We start from the raw sequence: 19,237 nt of genomic DNA on the forward strand, positions 1-19,237 counted from the left end.
GGATCGTCAGGTTGCGCGTGTGGACAAATGTGACGGGAATGAACCGACCACGACTTGCTGACTGTCGTCGTCCCAAAAGAAATAGAGCCGGAAACCAAACCGTTCCTCGCGAGAACTGCTGCCTTTAATGTGGCGGTCCAGCTGTCTCGTTCGACCATAATACTGAACTACGTATTCGTCCCCCTGCTCACCGGCTCGGCCCCCGGCGAAACTGGGTTGTTCTTCCAGCCCAAGTTCGGCTAAGGCCTGTTCATAGGCCCTTTTCTTATCCAACCCACCTTCCTGCTTCATTGGCACGAATTGGTCGCGAAGAATGACCAATGTCTTGTAGGCCAGCGCCGGGTTCTCAAATGAGGATTTCGTGGCATGTCGAATCGCTCTTGGCATGACGTGGACGCTGCCGGAGAGATAGCTTTTGCACCATTCCTCAAGGTCGTCAAAAGAATCCGGTATGGAAGTTTCTTCCTGCTTCCCCGCCGTGTGGAGCGCGGCCTCTAGGTGGGCTAGCCGTGCCTGTAGTGAGCGATAATCAACTCGTGTCTGGTCTCGCTCACTCTCGATGAGTTTGCGATCCACTTCCGCGGACTGCAGGAGACCATCATAAGTTTCTTTCTCCTCTTTCAGCTTTCGGTTCAAGCTGTCGTTTTCCTCCATTGCGAGGGCCAGCAACTCTTTATCCGATGCGCCCTGTTTGCTGGCTTTGTTGCGCCTTTGCTTAATCGCCTGCGCGTGTATATCCGCAAACGACGGTAGCTGACTATAAATATCGACCCCCACAACTGTGTCACGGAGAGCACGCTCAACAAGGAAACGCTTGAATGCTTCCGCACCACCTTCTGGCCACTCTTCAATGCTTCCAGACATGGCAATCGGATGCTCGTTGGGAGCATCTTCGTTGATGTCCAGCCCGGGGCGATAGGTGCGCACGGCCTTGTTAAATACTGAAAACTCCTTGCCAAGCTGGTCGGTCAATGAATATGAGGCCTCGCCTGTCAACGTGACAACATGAGCGGCACCAATTGTTAGCCGGGCCAAGCCATCAACATCGAACACCGCCGGTCCATCATTACCATGTTTGTCGCCAAGGGACACAACAATTACTGGCCGTGTACGAGCGGAATCTAGCAATAAGTCCACCAGCTGACGGACTGAATCATCTGTATCCACATGCCAAGCCTTGGTAGAAATTCGCCGACTATCCAAATACGCAGCATGATGGCTGACGACTTGCGCGACAACTCCGGGTATCGTTGCATCAAACTCGGGGGAGTCTCCGAGAGCGACGGCTTGGAGACGACAACCAAAAAGGATATTTTTCTCGTCGAGTAAAATGCCAGTTTCGGTGGTCCAATTGCGCCTTGCTACCCCTTTATCGGCGTCGCTGATCCGAAAGCACCAATAATTGGGATCTTCCAGCGCAAGCGCCGATACCGGCTGGGCTCCCACTTCCAACATATCGAATGATTCACCTTCCCAGGCATGCTTCGGGAGAAGCCGCCCCGCTCGTCTGGCTAGCCATTGAAGGGCTTCATTGCGGATTTCTCCGAATGTTTTTTTAGGATCGTCGGATTGAAACGTCAGGAGCACCTGGCTAACAGATCGCACGCGCGAGAATGGCGCCCGCCCGGCAAAGGTTGGTTTCTGTGGGCTGTTTGTCATGAGGGACGCCCGCCCTTGGCAATCAATTCAGCGAAATCATAATTGACGCTCGTCACACCGAAATCCGGTTCGCGCTGGAACGGCTGGCGCACGTAGTGGACGCGGTGCGTAATATCGCCGGTAAACTCAACAATCGCCAAGAGGAAATCCTCAGGTTTGTTCAGCGAGTAGAGAATCTCGTTGCGCGTGACGGTGATCGTCTGTGCGCCAGTGACCCGACCTTTAACCTCGATGAAACGCAGCTTGCCAGTGCCAGGCACACGGCTCTCGATGTCGTAGCCGAGCTTCTCAAGTTCGCGGTCTGTTGGCTCGAAACCGAGTTTGCGTTCGATCTCCATGACAATGGCGCGGGCGCGGTCGGCACTGACCAAGGTATCCACAGGCGTTGTTGGTGTTGCCGCTGCCTTCCCTGTCATGGATGCGAGCAGCCCCATCGGCACCACCAAGATGCCGCCGAGAACGACGGGTGGTAGCGGCGAAATATGGGCTTCTTGTTTCAGTTCTTCCAGCCGCTTCTGCAACCGACCCTGGAGTAGATCGGCTCGCTTGCGGGCCTCGCCCGAATTGAGCCTGGCGTTAGGTCTGCCGGCCTGCTCCTGGAGCTTGAGCTGCTCGGCGCGGTGATCCCAGTAGGTGATCTCCTTGGTGAGTCGCTCCTTCACTGCCGCTTCGGTCTTGGCGATAAGCGCGAGCTTGCCGTCTCGAACCTCGGCAAGGTGCTCCGGCACGACATGAGCCACGGCGTAGCCTTGCGCCTTCTGTTCCAACTCGCGGTTGAGCTTTGCGCACTCAGGCCGATCGAGGATCTCCTGTACATTTGGCTCGCCCTCGGCCAGTGGTCGGTAGTCGAGATAGGGCGCGTAATGCATATGGCGTGTGTTACCGTCGGCATCGAGTTCCACGTAGAGCATGCGCTTGGAGACGATACGGCGCTCGCCCGAGCGCGTGAGACTCGCGTCCTGGATCGCATGTTCGAGATAGAAGAGCACGCGTGGCTGTGTGCCGCTGTCGTGCTCGTCCACCAGTACGGCACCGCGCTTGAGCAGGTCGCGGTGGCGCTCAAGCGTGATGTCGATGACCGAGTCGAGAAGTGGATGGCCCGGGCATACGAAGGCGGCCAACGGCTGACCCTGCGGCGCGACCAGCGATTTGTCGAAGGCAATGCGTTCATAGCGTGGGAGCACCGGCTCGCCGATACCAATCAGGCGGTCGCGATGGCGCACCGGGGCCGGAACGTGGGTGATTTCGTAGCGGCGCGGCTCGCGCTGCTTGACTGCACCACCAAGACGCTGGAAAGCCTCGTGAAAAAAAGACTCAATGTAGTGCGGCTGCAGACGACGTGCATCGGCGCGTTCCATGTCTTCGCGGATGCGATGAACACGACTTGCGTCCATGGCATCGTGGGCGAGCGCGCGTTCATCAAGAAGATCCTGAAGATGACCACGATCGAGCGCCTTATCTAGAACGGTGGTCAGGTAGGCTTTAATCTCGGGTAGTTCACCATACCGGATGGCCTGAATTAAGAGATCGCGCAGGGATTTGCCCTCAAACTGGAGTTTGCCGAGCACGTCGAAAACCTGACCGCCGAGGGCCTGTCGGGCCTGCTCCAACTTCTCCAGCAGCTTGCGATAAACGTCGCCTTCACGGGTCTCTTCGGCCACCAGGTTCCACAGGTGGCACGCCTCGGTTTGCCCAATGCGGTGGATGCGGCCGAAGCGCTGCTCCAGACGGTTGGGGTTCCACGGCAAATCGTAGTTCACCATTAGGTGCGCACGCTGGAGGTTGATGCCCTCGCCTGCAGCGTCGGTGGCCAGCAGCACCTGCACCTCAGGATCAAACTTGAATGCCTCCTGTACTTTCAGGCGCTCCTCTCGTCCCATGCCACCATGGATCACGACCACTGCCTGCTGACCAAGTGGTGTAGTGATGCGGCTCTGGAGGTAGTTCAGCGTATCGCGGTGTTCCGTGAAAATAATGAGTTTCTGATGCGGCGAGGATGTAGGCCGCGGTATCTCTCCGGCACCGTAGGGTGCATCCGGTTCGGCCACGCGATTGGCACTGCCGGCGGTGGTGAAAATTTCGTCGAGCAAGCTCGACAGCTCGCGCCACTTGGTATCCGCGCCGCTGCGGCGAACTCCGAGAGCAAGTGACTCCAGCCCTTTAAGGGTCGCGATCTCAGCCTTCAACTCAACGATGGAACGCGCCGCAGTCGCCTGGTCAAGGACTTCCTCCTCTGCGGCCTCGACTTCGTTGTCCGGCGCGTCTTCGAGGTCTTCGACATCCTCGACATCGAATGTCGGCGTGGCGGGCGCTAGCACGGGCGCGGCTTGGCCACCGCGTTGGAGGACTTCCAGTTCGCGTAACCGGCTTTCCAACCGCTCACGGCGACGGCGCAGGGATTGGTAAATCGCCTCGGGTGATGAAGCCAGTCGCCGTTGAAGGATGGTGAGCGCGAATCCGACGGTTCCTGCGCGCTTGTCATTTTCAAGCTTCTCGGCACGATTGAACTCATCGCGCACGTAGTCAGTGACCGCCTTATAGAGATGGGCTTCAGCGTCCGAGAGCTTGTAGGGCACGGTATAAGCAATGCGCGGAGGAAACAACCGCGTGCCGTCGAACTTGAGCAGGCTCTCCTTTACCATGCGGCGCATCAGGTCCGAAACGTCGGCGACGTGGACCCCATCGCGGAACCGCCCCTCGAAACGGTCACCATCGAGCAGCGCCATGAAGAGCTGGAAGTCCTCTTCTTTGCCATTGTGCGGTGTCGCTGTCATTAACAGGAAGTGCCTTGTGAGAGTCGAGAGCAGCTGTCCAAGGCGGTAGCGCTTGGTGTACTTGATCTCGCCGCCGAAGACGGTGGCCGACATTTTGTGCGCTTCGTCGCAAACCACGAGATCCCAGCGGCCATCCGGCGCCTGGAGCTTTTGCTGCACGTCCTCGTTGCGTGAGAGCTTATCGAGTCGGGCGATGACGAGATTGGTTTCCAGAAACCAGTTGCCAGTACGTGCAGCTTCGAGCTTGTCATTGGTAAGAATCTTGAAAGGCAGATGGAAGCGGCGGTAGAGCTCGTCCTGCCATTGTTCGGCGAGACTGCCCGGGCAAACAATGAGGCAACGTTGTAGATCGCCGCGGGCAATCAGCTCCTTGATGAGCAGGCCCGCCATGATGGTCTTTCCGGCGCCGGGATCGTCGGCAAGCAGGAAGCGCAACGGCTGGCGCGGCAACATGGATTCGTATACCGCCGTGATCTGGTGCGGTAACGGATCGACGACGGAGGTATGGACCGCCAGTACCGGATCGAACAAGTGTGCAAGACGAATGCGCTGTGCTTCGGAGACTAGGCGGAAGAGCGCCCCATCTCCATCGAAACTCCAGGGCCGGCCTTGTTCGACAATCTCGATGCGTGGCTCATCGTGACGGTAGAGGAGCTCGTTCGCGACCTTGCCCGCCGGGGTCTTGTATGTAAGCTCCAGCGCCTCCGATCCATACCACTGGACGTTCACGACTGTGACCAGCGCATCCGGTAGGATGCCCCGGATCGCGGCGTTGGGTTGGAGGTCTTCGAGCTTACTCATGTTTGCAGAGGTCGCTGGAGAGATTCCCCATTGTGCGACGTGACAACTCTTGGGCTGAATCGCCAACCACCCAGCCAGCTTGCACAATAAGCAGCTTGTTTATCAACCCCTTGGCTTCTTTTTCTGGTTCTGGGACCAACGCTCCCCCTCCTCCAATCCCTTTTATTTATGCTGGAATCCTAACATAAGACTCCCGATATGACGGAGTTGGTGGGAATTGCGGAAATCTGCGGGAAATTCTGGGCGCCGGCTGATGCAGTGGGAAAGGCGTCTTTTAGAAGTCCTGGGCCGCCGCCTCCAACATGCGGGGTGACGGTGTTCCCCCTCTCCCCCGCCCTCTCCCGCGAAGGGGAGAGGGAGTTAATTTTTGGGGACAGGTTTCGCGCGGGGGAACAAAAGCCCTCGGGTTAACTAGAGCCGGGTGACGGCAAACGTGTCGCAATCGCGAAGATCGCCACTCGTGAGGCCGCGCTTGAACCAGCTTACGCGCTGCGCGGAACTGCCGTGGGTGAATGAATCCGGGCTGACATAACCGCCGCGTGCCTGTCGCATCAGGCGGTCGTCGCCGATCGCGCTGGCGGCGTTGAGCCCCTCTTCCACGTCGCCGGCTTCGAGGATTTGTTTCGTCCGTTGCGTGTGGTTGGCCCACACGCCGGCATAGCAATCGGCCTGCAGCTCCAGCCGCACCGACAGGGCGTTGGCCTGGCCCGCGTTCGCGCGTTGCGCCTCCTGCACCTTGCCCGCGATGCCGAGAAGATTTTGCACGTGATGCCCGACTTCATGCGCGATGACGTACGCCTGCGCGAAATCCCCCGGCGCCTGAAAGCGCTCGCGCAGCTCGCGATAAAACGCCAGATCGATGTAAAGCTTCTGGTCGCCCGGGCAATAAAACGGGCCGGCCGCCGCCTGGCCCATGCCGCAGGCCGACTGCACGACGCCGGTGAACAACACCAGCGTGGGTTCGCGGTAGCTCAGGTTCATCTGGCGGAACAGGGCATGCCAGGCATCCTCGGTATCGGCGAGCACCACGGAAACGAATTGGCCCAGCTCGCGATCTTCTTCCGAAAGCTCGACGGGTTCGGTGGTTGAGCCCGTCGGGACGTTCAGCGTCGTCACCTCTTGCAGCACCGTGCCCGGATCGACGCCGAAGAGCAGCGCCACCAGCGCCAGCACCACGACACCGCCCACGCCCAGGCCGACCCCGCCCACCCTCATGCCGCGGCGATCTTCAACGTTCTGGCTCTGCCTCTGACCTTTCCACAACATGGCTGAAGCCTCCTGTGCGCCGTTTGCCGGAAACGGGCTTGATCCGTAGGCGGGTATATTAATCCCGATGAGGGGGGGAATGGCAGAAGGAATTCCTGATTGCGCGGGAATGACAACCGCTCCACCGTCATGCCCGCGAAAGCGGGCATCCAGGTTTTAAATGACATCCCGCGACAGCGGGATACTTCATCGGTTCGGCGGGTTACGGCGAAATAGGCCTAACCCGCCCTACATTAATATTGTAGGGCGTACCCTAGGGAGAAAGGTTGTCATTCCCGCGAAGCTTGTCCCCGCATGTAGTAAGCGGGGAGCGGGAATCCAGTCTTATGGCGCGTGGGTTGTGCCTTACGTGCCCGATGCGTTTTTGTGTTGGGGTTCGCTGCGCTCACCCCGACCTACGCCCTGGGTAAACAGCCGATCAAGCCGCTGTGCGCACGACGAATTCCGTCCGGATCTCGTCGAACGGAACGCGAATACGGCGGCCCGCTTTTTCGATCAGCCCAATCTCAACCAGCACCTGAATATCGGTGTGCACATTCTTGACGTCGCGGCCGAGCTCGCGCGCCAGGGCGCGGATCGACATCGGTTCCCGTCCCTGCAAAGCGCGCAACAACTCCCAGCGCTTGCCGGTAAGGGTCTTGAGGAGCGTATCGAGGTTTTCGAAACTGACGAATTCGCCCTGCGCAGCGCGTGTTTTCACCGCTCGCCGAAACCGGCCGAGTGATTTTTTAACACTTGAGACTTCAATCGTTACCGTGCGCATGGCTAACCTGCGACTTATTTCTCCTCCCATGGCGCAAAACCGATGGAGCGTTTCTTCTTCGGATTGGGCGGGGTCATGAGTTCACGGATGGCGGTGATCAGGCTGGCTATTGCCTGATCGTGCCCGGTCACCTTGCGCTCCAGTTGGTCAAGCTTGCGCCCGATTTCCCTGTGGATAACGGAAAGCTCCCGGAGCTTCACGAATGCACGGACCACGAACACGCTGACTTCGACCGCACGAGGTGAGTTCAGCACGGCGGCAGCCATAATGGCACCATGTTCGGTAAAGGCGGTGGGCAATACTGGTGAAAATTTAAGGCGCGCAAGGTGGTCGCAATTTGCGACCACCTTGGTCTTCTCTGCCTCGGTCAGCTGAAACATGAAATCTGCCGGAAAACGTTCCAGATTACGTTTTACCTGCTCATTCAGGCGTTTCGTGGTGACACCGTATAGCTCAGCCAGGTCTGCATCGAGCATCACCTTATGCTCACGGATTAACAGGATTGACCGTGCGACGCGTTCGACAGGGACAACGGGCTTGGTTCTCCTCGATTTATCCATAACCTGACTCCTTCAGGTTTTTCCAAATCCGTTCAGTTTTCTTTTGATGTCGCATTTTGCGACATCAAGTTGGTTTTTTGTAAATCGGGAAAGATTATAGAGCCCCTTTCCAGATTATTGGCCCTAGATATAGGGGGAGCGAAAGAAGTGAATGCAGGTCGCGTCATGCGCGCCGATCAGCCGGTTCGCGCGTGGTACGCGCCCTACGTGAGTATTAATGTAGGTTGGGGTGAGGCGTTTTGTGCCGAACCCCAACGTTACTCAGGCGTGTTGGGGTTCGCTGCGCTCACCCCAACCTACGTGAGCTGTTTGATCTCAAATGAACATTCGGCGGGTTACGGCGAAAATCGCCTAACCCGCCCTACATTAAAATGTAGGGCGCGCATTGCGCGCCGATCGACTGGTTGGAATGTGGCAGGCGCCCTACTTCTTGCCGACGCCGAATCCGGTGACTTCGTAAAGGATGCAATAGGCGAAGAACGCCGAGACCAGCGCCAGGGTGCCGACGATGCCGAACAGGATGTTCGACAGTTTGTCGGGGGTGATGGCCTGGGTTACCGGGCCGATGGTGATCAGAGTCAGGCCGACGGCCGTGCGGATGGCGCGGTCGAGGGTGCCCATGTTGCGTTTGAAGGTGATTTTCATTTCGTTTCATCCCCTAAGATCAAATGTTGGGGTTCGGCGCTGCGCGCCTCACCCCAACCTACATGAACTAGTTCGTTCACCCTTTACCGGCCCCTACCCTCTCCCTGGCCCTCTCCCTTTCAGGGAGAGGGGACTGAGTAGTGAGGTGAGGGAATAATTTTTGAGGGCATTTAATTTGTATAGGCGCTCGCGCCGCCGCCTGCGCGGGCGATGGAGGCGCTGGCGTCCTTGCTCTGGCCGGCGGCGCCGGGTTCGAACACGCTGATGCCCCCGCCTTTGGCCTTGGCGGCGTACATCGCCAGGTCGGCATTGAATAACAGCGTGTCGGCATCCTTTCCATGCACGGGAAAGATCGCCACGCCAATGCTGGCGCTCACCGTCACTTGCGTGTCCGATAGTATGTACGGTGCGTTCAGTGCGGCCTGGATGCGGTCCAGCACCGTCAGGCACGTGGCCCAGTCGGCCGGGCTCAACAGCACGGTAAATTCATCGCCACCAAAACGCGCCGCGGTATCGGCGGCGCGCAAGGCGCCCTCGATGCGTTTCGCCGCCTGGCGCAACAGTTCGTCGCCGTAAAAATGGCCATGCGTGTCATTGACCTTCTTGAATCCGTTCAGGTCGATCACGCCGAAGGCGAACTGTTGCCCGTCGCGGCGGCTCGCCAGGATCAGCTTCGACAAGCGGTCCTGCATCAGCTTGCGGTTAGGCAGGCCGGTCAGCGCGTCGTGCAAGGCCATCTGCTGCAACTGGTCCTTCTGGGCATGCAGCTCGCGCAGCAGGTGATTGAGAATGAGCGAGACCCACACCGTCAGCCACAGGTAAAAGGCCACCGGGATGATCATGCGCTGTTGGTAAACATGCGCCAGCGCGCCGGCCCCGGCGCTGCTGAAGCGGTGCACGACCAGCAGGGTTCTGGTGTTGTCCCGGTTGGGAAACTTGACCCAGGTGCGAATGGCGCCGTCGGCCTCGAAGTACCCTCCGCGCTCGTTGACGCGCGTGGACTCGAGATCGATGGATTCCAGCAGGCGCAGGTCGGCGGCGGATCCGGATTGCAACGGGCGCAGGCCGCCGTCGGAAATGACGAAGAACCGGTAGGCCGGGTCGCCGGGGAGCCTGGCTTCGCCTGGCGCCAACGGGTGCTCGCCGCGCGCGATCCGGGTGAGCGCCGGCTCGCCGAGCATGGCGGGAATGAGGCGGTGCATGTTGTCCACCTCGTGGACCACTTCCAGCTCCAGCGAAGCGCGATAGACGGAAAAGGAAATCAGCAGCACGCCGATCAACGACGTGACCAAAAAGATGCCCAGGAACCTGGGCTTCTTGTGGGAGATCGGGGTATCGGTGGTGCTCAAGGCTTTATCGGGCGATCAGGCGGATGTGCCCATTTGTCTTATTCTAGGCGAGGAATTCGAATAATGTAGGGCGCGCCATGCGCGCCGATCGATTGGTTGGCGCGTGGTACGCGCCCTACGGGGAGATTCGATGTAGGTTGGGGTGAGGCGTGTTTCGCCGAACCCCAACAAAATGTGGTTCGGCGGGTTACGGCAAAAACCGCCTAACCCGCCCTACATTAATTATCTGGACCCCGGCTTTCGCCGGGGTGACGATATTTTCCAATTTCCGAACGCCCGCTTGCACGGGCATGACGCTGCGTTTGCTTCAACGGATCGACCATCAGTAAAACGCATACCCGTCATAACCCGGCGTCTGGCCGGTGCCGCCCTGGAACGAGACCGCGCCGGTCTGGCTCAACACCTGGTCCACGTTGAACCACAGTATGCCGCCGTTGCCGCCGACCGATCCGCCCACGCCGGGATCGGCGTTGCCGCCGTTGGCGGTGAAGTTGCCGCTGTTCGTGGCCTGTACCGGCACCGGCCCGTAGAACATGGCCGTGCCGGCATTGCCGCCGCGCCGCAGGCCATCGCCGCCGTTCACCGCGAGGGCGCCCGAGTTGCTCAGGAGGCCGGAGGTATTTTGCAGATAGATGTAACCGGCCAGTCCGCCGATGTTCTGGCTGGCGCCGAGCGCCGCGCGGTCGTGGCCGCCGCTGGCGTCGATGCTGGCGCTGTTGCTGACTCCAGCGTAGCCGTTCAGCTCCACGCGGCCGCCGCGGCTGCCCTGCCCCAGGCCGCCGGTGGCGCCTTCGAGGACACCACCGCCGCGCGCGAGGATGGCGCTGGAATTGCTCAACGATCCGGCCGGCGGATAACCGCCGTTGATCACGTCGTAGGTCGTTTTGTTTTCGAGCGTCACTTTACCGGCCTCGTTGCTGAGCGCGCCGCTGCCGCCGTTGCTGCGGATGCGCGCCAGGCCCGTGTAGTGCAGTTGCTGCGCGCGCGGATGCCAGATGGTGTTGAGATCCACGATCACGGTTCCGCCCATGCCACCGCTGCCGCTGCCCGCGCGCGGGCTGGCGCCGCCGGAGGCCAGGATCGAGCCCGACCAGTAAATGTCGCCGGCCGGGACGTCGTCGCCGAGCGTGTTGGTCGAGTTGTCGCCGCCGTCGTAGAACTGGCTAACGATCTGCGACAAGCCGCCGTTACCTCCGTTGCCCGTGCTACCCAGGGTGTGGCCGCCGCGGGCATCGATGTTGCCGGCGAAGCGGATGGTGCTGCCGAAACCGAGGACGGCAAAGCCGCCGCCGTCGCCGCCGGTGCCTTCGATGGCGCTGCCGCCGCGGCAATCCACCGAGCCGGTAAAGCGCACTTCCGCGGGTCGCGCGCTCTGCACGACAAAGGGGGTGCCGCGTCCGCCGGCGGTGACGCCGTCGCCGCCCGAGGTGTCGTGGTCGGCGGCGTTGCGCACGTGACTGAAACCGTCGAGGCGGAAACCGCCGCCGTTGCCGCCGGCGGCGCTGAAGGAACTGCCGCCGCGGGTGAGGAAGCGGCCGGTGTTCTCGATCACGCCGCCGGCCTTGAACCACACGTCGCCGCCCTGGCCGCCGTTCTCCACGCGGCTGTCGCCGCCGTAGGTGCGCATCTCGCCGCTGTTGTAGATCGAGCCGGTCGCGTAGACGCGCGCGAAACCGGCGTGCTGCCCTTCGCGCACGCCGCTGGTGTCGATCACGCCGGTGCCGACATAGTTGCCAACGTTAAGCTCCAGGCCGCTGCGCCGCCAGCTCGGCGAATCGACGGGCACAGTGATGGTGCCGTGGTTGACGAGGTCGTTCGACAGGAAGATCTGCGCCTGATAGCCGGCATAATCGTGGCCGAGCCGCAGGGTCGCGCCGGGGTTGACCTGGATTCCGGTGACGCGTGTATCGTCATCGTTGATTTGGCCGTCGCCGTCCGAGACGTGGACGGCGTCGTCGTAGGAATATATGTACACGGTGCCCGCCGGCGGCTCGCCGCCGTATTCGAGCAAGGGGATGTAGGTGTCCTGCGTGATCACGAGCGGACGCACGCCGAGGTCGGGCGTGTAGGCCGTGGGCGTGAAGCCGGCGTCGACGCTGCCGTCATGTCGCACTTCGAGCGGGCCGGTGCCGCCCTGCTTGGTGATGGTGACGTCAGCGCCGCGGCCACCGCTTCCGCCCTGGCTGCCGCCGTCGCCGCCGGCGCTGTCGATGACGTTGCCGGCGGGGCCGTCGGCGTCGGCGAGCGCGAGCATGGCGCGGCCGCTGCCGGTGAGCGTGGCGCCACCGCTCGGGTTGGACAGCACCAGCGCCACGGTCTCGAGCCCCTCTTCCACGCCGTCGGCGGTCACAGGCACCGTGAAGCTCTTGGGCGCGGCGTCGCCGTCGGCCCAGACCAGTGCGCCGGAACTGTATTGATAATCGCTGCCGGCATTCGCCGTGCCGTCGGCCGTGGCGTAGGCGACCGAGATCATGCCATCGGCGCCGAAGCGGCGCTCGACCGTGACAAGCGCCTCGCCGTCGCTTTCGCTGGCGCGATAAACAATCCGCGAAAATTGCAGGATGCCGGCCTGATCATCATTGGCGATGGTCAGCACCGCATCAACGGGCGTGCCGAGCGTGGCGCCGCCGTAGGCGTAGGTCAGCTTCAGGTTCACGGTCTCGTCGGGCTCGGCGATGTTGTCGTTGAGCAGCGGCACCGTGATTGTCTTCGGGGCGCTGTCGCCGTTGGCCCAGACCAGATCGCCCGAGACCGCCTGATAATCCTGGCCGGCGCGAGCCGTGCCGTCGCTGCTGACGTAATGCACCGAGATATCGCCGGCCTTGCCGTTGACACGATTGACCGTGATCACCGCCTGGCCGCCGCCTTCGGCGGCGCTGTAGGCGGCGGCGCTGAACTGCAACTGGCCGTACTGGTCGTCGCTCTGGATCTCGACCACGGCCTGGCTCGGCGCGCCGAGCGTGGCGCGCGAGGGATTGGACAAGCTGACGTTGATGGTCTCGATGCCTTCGACAGTCGAGTCGTCGAGAATGGGGATGACGAAGGTCTTGGGACTGGCGTCGTTGCTGCCCCAGTACAGGGTGCCGGAGACCGGCGTGTAATCGTAGGGGCTGGAGGCGCTGCCGTTGCTGGTGGCGTAGCTCACGCTGGCCTGCCCGGAGGTGCTGCCGGTGCGCGTCACGGAAACCGTCACGCTGCCGCCGGTCTCGCTCACGCTGTAGCTGGCGGCGCTGAACTGGAGGCTGCTGCCCCCGCCACCTGCAGGCTTCGCGGCGAGCGCGAGGTTGGTGGCGGTGAGAAAAATGCAGGTGAGCAGGAATCTGGATGACAGGCTGGGCAACATGGCTTCTCCCTCTTTGGCTGTTCTTGAGTACGCGGCGGCCTTGGATTCCTTGTCGCCGCGAATTCATCCCCGAGCCGCCGGCGTATCTGTGGAAGCATAGCCTACGACCCGGGCGCCAAGGCAGCGCCTGAATTGATTTTAAAATTACAGAGGATTAGCAGGAATCAGAATTATCTTGATGATAATTCATGGAAAACAATATGGTGCCCGGGGCCGGACTCGAACCGGCACGGTGTTGCCACCAAGGGATTTTCATACCCACTACGGCTTTCGCCGCCGCGCCGGAGCGCCTTTGGGGTCTGGACTTTACCTTTGCCGTGGCGCCGGGAGGCGCGGTAGTTCTGTAGGTTGGGGTGAATGAAATGAACCCCAACTTTCCGGATCAAGCTAGGCCAAGCCGTTGGGGTTCGCTGCGCTCACCCCAACCTACGAAAACCAGCCGTGTTGGTGGTGCCCAGGGCCGGAATCGAACCGGCACGGAGGTTGCCCTCCAACGGATTTTAAGTCCGTTGCGTCTACCAATTCCGCCACCCGGGCTTCGAGGGTGAGTGTATACGGCCGAGAGGTGTGGAGGAAGAAAAGCAGGGAAAATGGAGGCTGGGGCCGGAATTGAACCGGCGTACGCGGCTTTGCAGGCCGCTGCATAACCACTCTGCTACCCAGCCGAAACTCTTGAACAAAAAAGGGAGGACCCGGCAAATGGGTACCTCCCCGAGTGTCTGGAGCGGGAAACGAGGTTCGAACTCGCGACCTTAACCTTGGCAAGGTTACGCTCTACCAACTGAGCTATTCCCGCAGGAGTTGTGCATTGTAAGGAAGGCGGACATTCTGTCAAGCAAGGAAGCAGGTAAGGCCTTGTTTTATAGTCAGTTGCACTACCCTGACACAGAAAAATCTGTTGTCATGCCGGCGAAAGCCGACATCCAGTTTATTAACTGGACCCCGGCTTTCGCCGGGGTGACGAATCTGGAAACGTAGGGCGCGTATCACGCGCCGAACCATTGCTTAAATGCTAGAAATGGCGCGTGGTACGCGCCCTACGTGAGTAGATTTATTCAGGAAAGTTTTACGGCGCGCGCGGGGCAATGAGATTGGGCCAAGCGGCCTTGAGGTAGATGAGCATGGACCACAGCGTCAGTGCGGCAGCGAGGTAGAGGAGGATTTCGCCGATGCGGAAGATCGGCAGGTCCCAGAATGACCGCTGCCACAGCAGGAACGGGATGGCGACCATCTGGGACACGGTCTTGATCTTGCCCACGTAGGACACCTTCACGTGCGAGCGCTTGCCCACCTCCGACATCCATTCGCGCAGCGCCGAGACGGTGATTTCGCGCCCGACGATGACCAGCACCACCACGGCGAACAGGCGGATATCCAAAACATGCGCCTGCACCCGCGGGTCGGCCACCAGCATGACCAGCGCCGCCGCGACCATGAGCTTGTCGGCCACCGGGTCGAGGAAGGCGCCGAAGGGCGAGGTCTGCTCCCACTTGCGCGCCAGGTAGCCGTCGAGCCAGTCGGTGAGCGCGGCCAGGACGAACAGCCCGGTGGCGAGCATGTGCGACCACGGGGAGGCCCAGTAGTACGCCACGATGAACGCCGGGATCAGCGCGATGCGCAGGAGCGTGAGGATATTGGGAGTGTTCAGGAGCATATTTTTCTAGTTTGAACCGCCAAGACGCCAACAATATTACATGTAGGGCGCGTTTTACGCGCCGATCGAGTTGGCGCGTGGTACGCGCCCAACGTCTGCTCGAACACAAAAAAGTATCTCTGAGTTGTCATTCCCGCGAAAGCGGGAATCCAAGCCTTGAATGGTATCGCGCGTAGTGCGCGCGATTACATAAACAGAACTGGATTTCCGCCTACGCGGAAATGACAGCATTTTAAAATAACTTTTCCCTTTCTATTCCTCACCATGGAACGCATCATAAATCTTTTGCGCGAGCTGCGGGCTGATGCCGGGCACGCGTGCCAAGTCCTCGACACCGGCACGGGCGACCTCGCGCAGGCCGCCGAAATTCTTGAGCAGCGCCTGACGGCGCTTGCCGCCGATGCCGGGTATGCGCTCGATCGGCGAACTGGTGCGCGCCTTGCCGCGCCGCGCCCGGTGCCCGGCGATGGCGAACCGGTGGGCCTCGTCGCGGATCTGCTGGATCAGGTGCAGTCCGGCGGAGGTCGGGGGCAGTATAGTGGGCCGGCCTGTAGCGGACAAGAAAAGCTGTTCCAGGCCCGGTTTGCGCTCGCGCCCCTTGGCCACGCCCACGAGTTTGACGTCCGCCAACTGCAACTCCTGCATCACGCCTTCGGCGACGCCGAGCTGGCCCTTACCGCCGTCGATGAGAATCAAGTCTGGAACTTTCGCTGCCAGGCGTCCCTGCCGCGACTCTGATGACTCCGTTAAACCCCGGCCTGGACTTCCCTGTCCAGGCGCTCGCCGGCCGGAACGTCCACTGGACGTTCCGGAAATCTCCGGCTCGCCCTCTTTTACTTTGCGGTATCGGCGAGTAAGCGCCTGGGTCATGGCGCCGTAGTCGTCGCCCGGCTCGATGCCTTCGATGTTGAAGCGGCGGTAGTCCGACTTCACCGGGCCATTGATGTCGAACACCACGCACGAGGCCGTCGTGGCCTCGCCCATGGTGTGGCTGATGTCGAAGCATTCGATGCGCTCGGGGGTGGATTCGAGCTGGAGCGCGTCGCGCAGTGCCTCGAAGCGCCCCTGCATGTCGACCTTGCCGGCAAGGTGACGGCGCAGCGCGTCGGTGGCGTTGAACTTGGCCATTTGTATCCAGCGGCGCGGGGCGCCGCGCGGTTTGACAGTCAGGGTGATTTTTTTACCGGCCTGCTCGCTGAAGGCGCGCTCGAGCAGTTTGCGCTCGACGATGGCCTCGCTCAGGTAGATGCGCGCCGGGATGGTGCGGCCGGACAGATAGTATTGCGCCAGGAACGCGTCCAGCATTTCCCAGGGCGTGGATTCCGCGCCCATGCGCGGGAAGAAGGTCTTGCTGCCGAGGTTCTGCCCGCCACGGATCCAGGTGACGACGATGCAGGCCGCCTCTGGCGTGGCGTCGATGGCCATGACGTCGGCGTCGCCGCCCTCCCCCGTAATGTACTGCTTTTCCTGGATGCGCTTGAGCATGGCGATGCGGTCGCGCAGCAGCGCCGCGGTTTCGTAGTCCTGTTTGTCCGAGGCTTGTTCCATCTGCTTGATACTGTCGCGCACCAGGGTCTGGCTCTTGCCTTCCATGAACATCACCGCCTGTTGCACGTCGGCAGCGTAGCGCTCGGGCGTGACCAGGCCGACGCAGGGACCGGAGCAGCGCTTGATCTGGTATTGCAGGCAGGGGCGCGAGCGGTTGCGGAAGAAACTGTCCTGGCACTGGCGCACGCGGAAGATTTTCTGCAGCAGGTTGAGCGTCTCGCGCACGCCATAGGACGACGGATACGGGCCGAAGTAACGCCCTTTCTCGCGCCTGGCGCCGCGATGGAAACCGATGCGCGGGTATTCCTGCCCTTCCGAGACGTAGATCCAGGGGTAGCTCTTGTCATCGCGCAGCAGGATGTTGAAACGTGGATGCAGCGTCTTGATGAGGTTGTTTTCAAGCAGCAGCGCTTCGGTTTCGGTGTGGGTGACGGTGATCTCGATGTTCTGCGCCTGCTGCATCAGCAGCATCACCCGCGCCGCCAGGCCGCTGGCGCGGAAATAACTCTGCACGCGCTTGCGCAGGTTGTGCGCCTTGCCGACGTACAGCACCTCGCCCTTCGCGTCCAGCATGCGATAGATGCCGGGCTTGGGCGGCAGCGACATGATCAGGGCTTTGGGGTGTTCGATGGTCATGGGTTAATCAACTCTAACAGGACCATGCAAATCTTAAAAATTACCCCAAACTTTTGCCGTCATTCCGGCGGAAGCCGGAATCCAGTTTATTATTGCTTTCAATTTTTCCTAATAACTGGACCCCGGCTTTCGCCGGGGTGACGAAAACTTTGTTTTATCAAGGAAGTTTACGGGCTTGATGCAGTAGTTGTAGGTTGGGGTGAACGCAGCGACAAAATCGCCGGGAGCGATTTTGAGCCAGCCGCAGGCTGGCCCGCAGGGCGGAGTCCAGGGATGGACTCCGCAAGCCCAACACGCGATGAACAACGTTGGGGTTCGGCGTTACACGCCTCACCCCAACCTACATAAACTGTTCCACGGTTTATACCAAACTCATGGCGCGTGATACGCGCCCTACGGATGCCGTCAGCCAGCCAACAAACCCTTCGCCTTGTGGAGAATTTTGTCGAACATCTCCGCCGTCAGGCGCTTGGTCTGGGTGTTATAACGGCTGCAATGATATGAGTCGAGCAGGTGCAGGCCGTTGGGCAGCTTGTGCAGCGCGGCGTGGGCGAATTTGTAATCTTTCTTTTTTAGCTTGAAGGCTTTCAACGCGGCCTCGTGCGCCACCGTGCCGAGCGCGAGCAACACGCTGCCCGGCGCGAGCTTCGTCAGTTCGGTCTGGAGATAAAGATTGCAGGTGGCGATTTCCGCCGGCAGCGGCTTGTTCGCCGGCGGCAGGCATTTGACGGCGTTGGTGATGCGGCAGTTCTTGAGCTTGAGTCCGTCACGCGGGTGCTTCGATTCACGCCGATCGGAGAAGCCATGCCTATACAAGGTTTCATACAAAAGAATGCCGGCGTGATCGCCGGTGAACGGCCGCCCGCTGCGATTGGCGCCGTGCATGCCGGGCGCGAGCCCGATGACGATCAGACGCGCCTTGACGTCGCCGAACGGCGGCACCGGCCGCGCGTAATACGTCGGGTACATGTCGCGGACGTTGGACAAATGGCTCGCCAGCCGCGGGCAGGCGACGCAATGGGGATCGAATTCGGGCATTGGACGCACAAGGAAAAAGTACGTCGTGATCGTAGCAGTTATATGGGGCACGCAAAAGCACGGCAACGCGCGCCAACTACCTTAATGTAGGGCGCAATAGCGAAGCGTATTGCGCCGTATGAATGCGCCACATTATTAATGTGCGGCTCTGGGGCGGGGCATCCCGAATTCAAATCACGCGGTCGCAGACTGCTCGACTTTGCGTGCGAATTACAGCGAAGCCATTCGGCGGGTTACGGCAAAAAACGCCTAACCCGCCCTACATGTACTATCTGGATTCCGGAATGACGACGAGAAAAAACTAGCTCATCCGCACCATGTTGGTGCCGTAGAAAATCTCCGCCATTTCGTGCTTCAGGCGCTGGGTGACGACCTTGTTGTCCTGTGGCGAGAGATCCGCCTCTTTCACGCCGAACAGATAGTTATCGAGCTTGGAGTCCTTCAGCATCATCTTGGTGTGGAAAAGATTTTCCTGGTACACGTTCACGTCCATGGCCTGATAGCGCGTGAGCGTGTTTTTGTCGACGAAGTTCTGGATCGAGTTGATCTTGTGGTCGATGTAATGCTTGGTGCCCTTCACGTCACGGGTGAAGCCGCGCACGCGGTAGTCGATGATCACGATATCCGACTCGAAGCTGTGGATCAGGTAGTTCAAGGCGCGCAGCGGCGAAATCTTGCCGCAGGTGGATACGTCGATGTCGGCGCGGAACGTGGCGATGCCGTTGTCCGGGTGCGATTCCGGATAGGTGTGTACGGTGATATGGCTCTTGTCGAGATGCGCCACCACGGATTCCTTGGCGGCGCGGCCGTTCTCGAGCGCCAGACTGGTCTGCGCGGTGCGGCTCTGGCGGTTGTGCGCCTCGTCCGGCAGCGGTCCGGGCGCTTCGGGATTGAGCGGCTCTTCCTGGATCGGCAATTCGGAAATGAGCATGGTGACGCTCGCGCCCTGCGGATCGTAGTCCTGGTGCGCGATGTTGAGGATATTGGCGCCGATGATGTTGGCCACCTCGCTCAGGATGGCGGTCAGGCGCTCGGCGTTATACGCCTCGTCGATGTACGCCAGGTATTCTTTTTGCGCCTGTTCGCTGGGCGCATAGCAGATGTCATAGATGTTGAAACTCAACGTCTTGGTGAGGTTGTTGAAGCTTTCCAGCCTCAGCTTTTTGAGCGACTTCAGCAGATCCAATTTCGTAATGCTCCT

12 protein-coding genes and 3 tRNA genes are annotated in these 19,237 nt (G+C 60.5%); all 15 read right to left on the reverse strand.

Annotation, left to right across the window (positions count from 1 at the left end; genetic code table 11):
- Nucleotides 1-6: 6 nt before the first annotated feature.
- Complete coding sequence (locus SCL_RS07120) at nt 7-1,659, reverse strand: hypothetical protein (protein WP_096360575.1); 1,653 nt, start codon at nt 1,657-1,659, stop codon at nt 7-9.
- Nucleotides 1,656-5,234 (reverse strand): helicase-related protein, encoded by a 3,579-nt coding sequence (locus SCL_RS07125; RefSeq protein ID WP_096360576.1) that lies wholly within the window; start codon nt 5,232-5,234, stop codon nt 1,656-1,658. The genes SCL_RS07120 and SCL_RS07125 overlap by 4 nt, the downstream gene beginning before the upstream one ends.
- Before the next feature lie 411 nt (nt 5,235-5,645).
- Nucleotides 5,646-6,500, reverse strand: coding sequence for a KPN_02809 family neutral zinc metallopeptidase (ypfJ, locus tag SCL_RS07130; protein WP_096360577.1), 855 nt, complete (start codon nt 6,498-6,500; stop codon nt 5,646-5,648).
- A 418-nt stretch (nt 6,501-6,918) separates the two neighbouring features.
- Nucleotides 6,919-7,263: an HVO_A0114 family putative DNA-binding protein gene (locus tag SCL_RS07135; RefSeq protein WP_096360578.1), complete on the reverse strand. Its 345-nt coding sequence runs from the start codon at nt 7,261-7,263 to the stop codon at nt 6,919-6,921.
- A 14-nt stretch (nt 7,264-7,277) separates the two neighbouring features.
- Nucleotides 7,278-7,823: an ORF6N domain-containing protein gene (locus SCL_RS07140; protein ID WP_096360579.1), complete on the reverse strand. Its 546-nt coding sequence runs from the start codon at nt 7,821-7,823 to the stop codon at nt 7,278-7,280.
- 423 nt (nt 7,824-8,246) lie between these two features.
- On the reverse strand, nt 8,247-8,468 hold the full coding sequence (locus SCL_RS07145; protein ID WP_096360580.1) for a YgaP family membrane protein: 222 nt from the start codon (nt 8,466-8,468) through the stop codon (nt 8,247-8,249).
- 170 nt (nt 8,469-8,638) lie between these two features.
- A complete protein-coding gene (locus tag SCL_RS07150; RefSeq protein ID WP_148665026.1) occupies nt 8,639-9,817 on the reverse strand; it encodes a GGDEF domain-containing protein in 1,179 nt (392 codons plus the stop codon).
- 322 nt (nt 9,818-10,139) lie between these two features.
- Nucleotides 10,140-13,160: a Calx-beta domain-containing protein gene (locus SCL_RS07155; RefSeq protein WP_096360582.1), complete on the reverse strand. Its 3,021-nt coding sequence runs from the start codon at nt 13,158-13,160 to the stop codon at nt 10,140-10,142.
- 448 nt (nt 13,161-13,608) lie between these two features.
- Nucleotides 13,609-13,697 (reverse strand) — tRNA-Leu (locus tag SCL_RS07160).
- Nucleotides 13,698-13,751: 54 nt separating this feature from the next.
- A tRNA-Cys gene (locus SCL_RS07165) sits at nt 13,752-13,825 on the reverse strand.
- A gap of 55 nt (nt 13,826-13,880) precedes the next feature.
- Nucleotides 13,881-13,956: transfer RNA gene (locus SCL_RS07170), tRNA-Gly, on the reverse strand.
- A 270-nt stretch (nt 13,957-14,226) separates the two neighbouring features.
- Nucleotides 14,227-14,814, reverse strand: coding sequence for a CDP-diacylglycerol--glycerol-3-phosphate 3-phosphatidyltransferase (gene pgsA, locus SCL_RS07175; protein WP_096360583.1), 588 nt, complete (start codon nt 14,812-14,814; stop codon nt 14,227-14,229).
- 252 nt (nt 14,815-15,066) lie between these two features.
- Nucleotides 15,067-16,998, reverse strand: a complete 1,932-nt coding sequence (gene uvrC / locus SCL_RS07180; RefSeq protein WP_172425961.1) for an excinuclease ABC subunit UvrC — start codon at nt 16,996-16,998, stop codon at nt 15,067-15,069.
- A gap of 405 nt (nt 16,999-17,403) precedes the next feature.
- Nucleotides 17,404-18,036 carry a uracil-DNA glycosylase gene (locus SCL_RS07185; protein ID WP_096360584.1) on the reverse strand — a complete coding sequence of 211 codons (633 nt, stop codon included), beginning with the start codon at nt 18,034-18,036 and terminating at the stop codon, nt 17,404-17,406.
- A gap of 301 nt (nt 18,037-18,337) precedes the next feature.
- A complete protein-coding gene (gene speD, locus SCL_RS07190) occupies nt 18,338-19,216 on the reverse strand; it encodes an adenosylmethionine decarboxylase (protein WP_096361892.1) in 879 nt (292 codons plus the stop codon).
- Nucleotides 19,217-19,237: the final 21 nt, after the last annotated feature.

Origin of the sequence: Sulfuricaulis limicola (assembly GCF_002355735.1) — a bacterium.
GTDB classification, from domain to species: domain Bacteria; phylum Pseudomonadota; class Gammaproteobacteria; order Acidiferrobacterales; family Sulfurifustaceae; genus Sulfuricaulis; species Sulfuricaulis limicola.

Excerpts from the sequence above, each read along its gene's own strand:
- SCL_RS07120 (WP_096360575.1), bottom strand. The coding sequence starts at position 1,659 with ATGACAAACAGCCCACAGAAACCAACCTTTGCCGGGCGGGCGCCATTC.
- SCL_RS07125 (WP_096360576.1), bottom strand. The coding sequence starts at position 5,234 with ATGAGTAAGCTCGAAGACCTCCAACCCAACGCCGCGATCCGGGGCATC.
- ypfJ (WP_096360577.1), bottom strand. The coding sequence starts at position 6,500 with ATGTTGTGGAAAGGTCAGAGGCAGAGCCAGAACGTTGAAGATCGCCGC.
- SCL_RS07135 (WP_096360578.1), bottom strand. The coding sequence starts at position 7,263 with ATGCGCACGGTAACGATTGAAGTCTCAAGTGTTAAAAAATCACTCGGC.
- SCL_RS07140 (WP_096360579.1), bottom strand. The coding sequence starts at position 7,823 with ATGGATAAATCGAGGAGAACCAAGCCCGTTGTCCCTGTCGAACGCGTC.
- SCL_RS07145 (WP_096360580.1), bottom strand. The coding sequence starts at position 8,468 with ATGAAAATCACCTTCAAACGCAACATGGGCACCCTCGACCGCGCCATC.
- SCL_RS07155 (WP_096360582.1), bottom strand. The coding sequence starts at position 13,160 with ATGTTGCCCAGCCTGTCATCCAGATTCCTGCTCACCTGCATTTTTCTC.
- pgsA (WP_096360583.1), bottom strand. The coding sequence starts at position 14,814 with ATGCTCCTGAACACTCCCAATATCCTCACGCTCCTGCGCATCGCGCTG.
- uvrC (WP_172425961.1), bottom strand. The coding sequence starts at position 16,998 with ATGACCATCGAACACCCCAAAGCCCTGATCATGTCGCTGCCGCCCAAG.
- SCL_RS07185 (WP_096360584.1), bottom strand. The coding sequence starts at position 18,036 with ATGCCCGAATTCGATCCCCATTGCGTCGCCTGCCCGCGGCTGGCGAGC.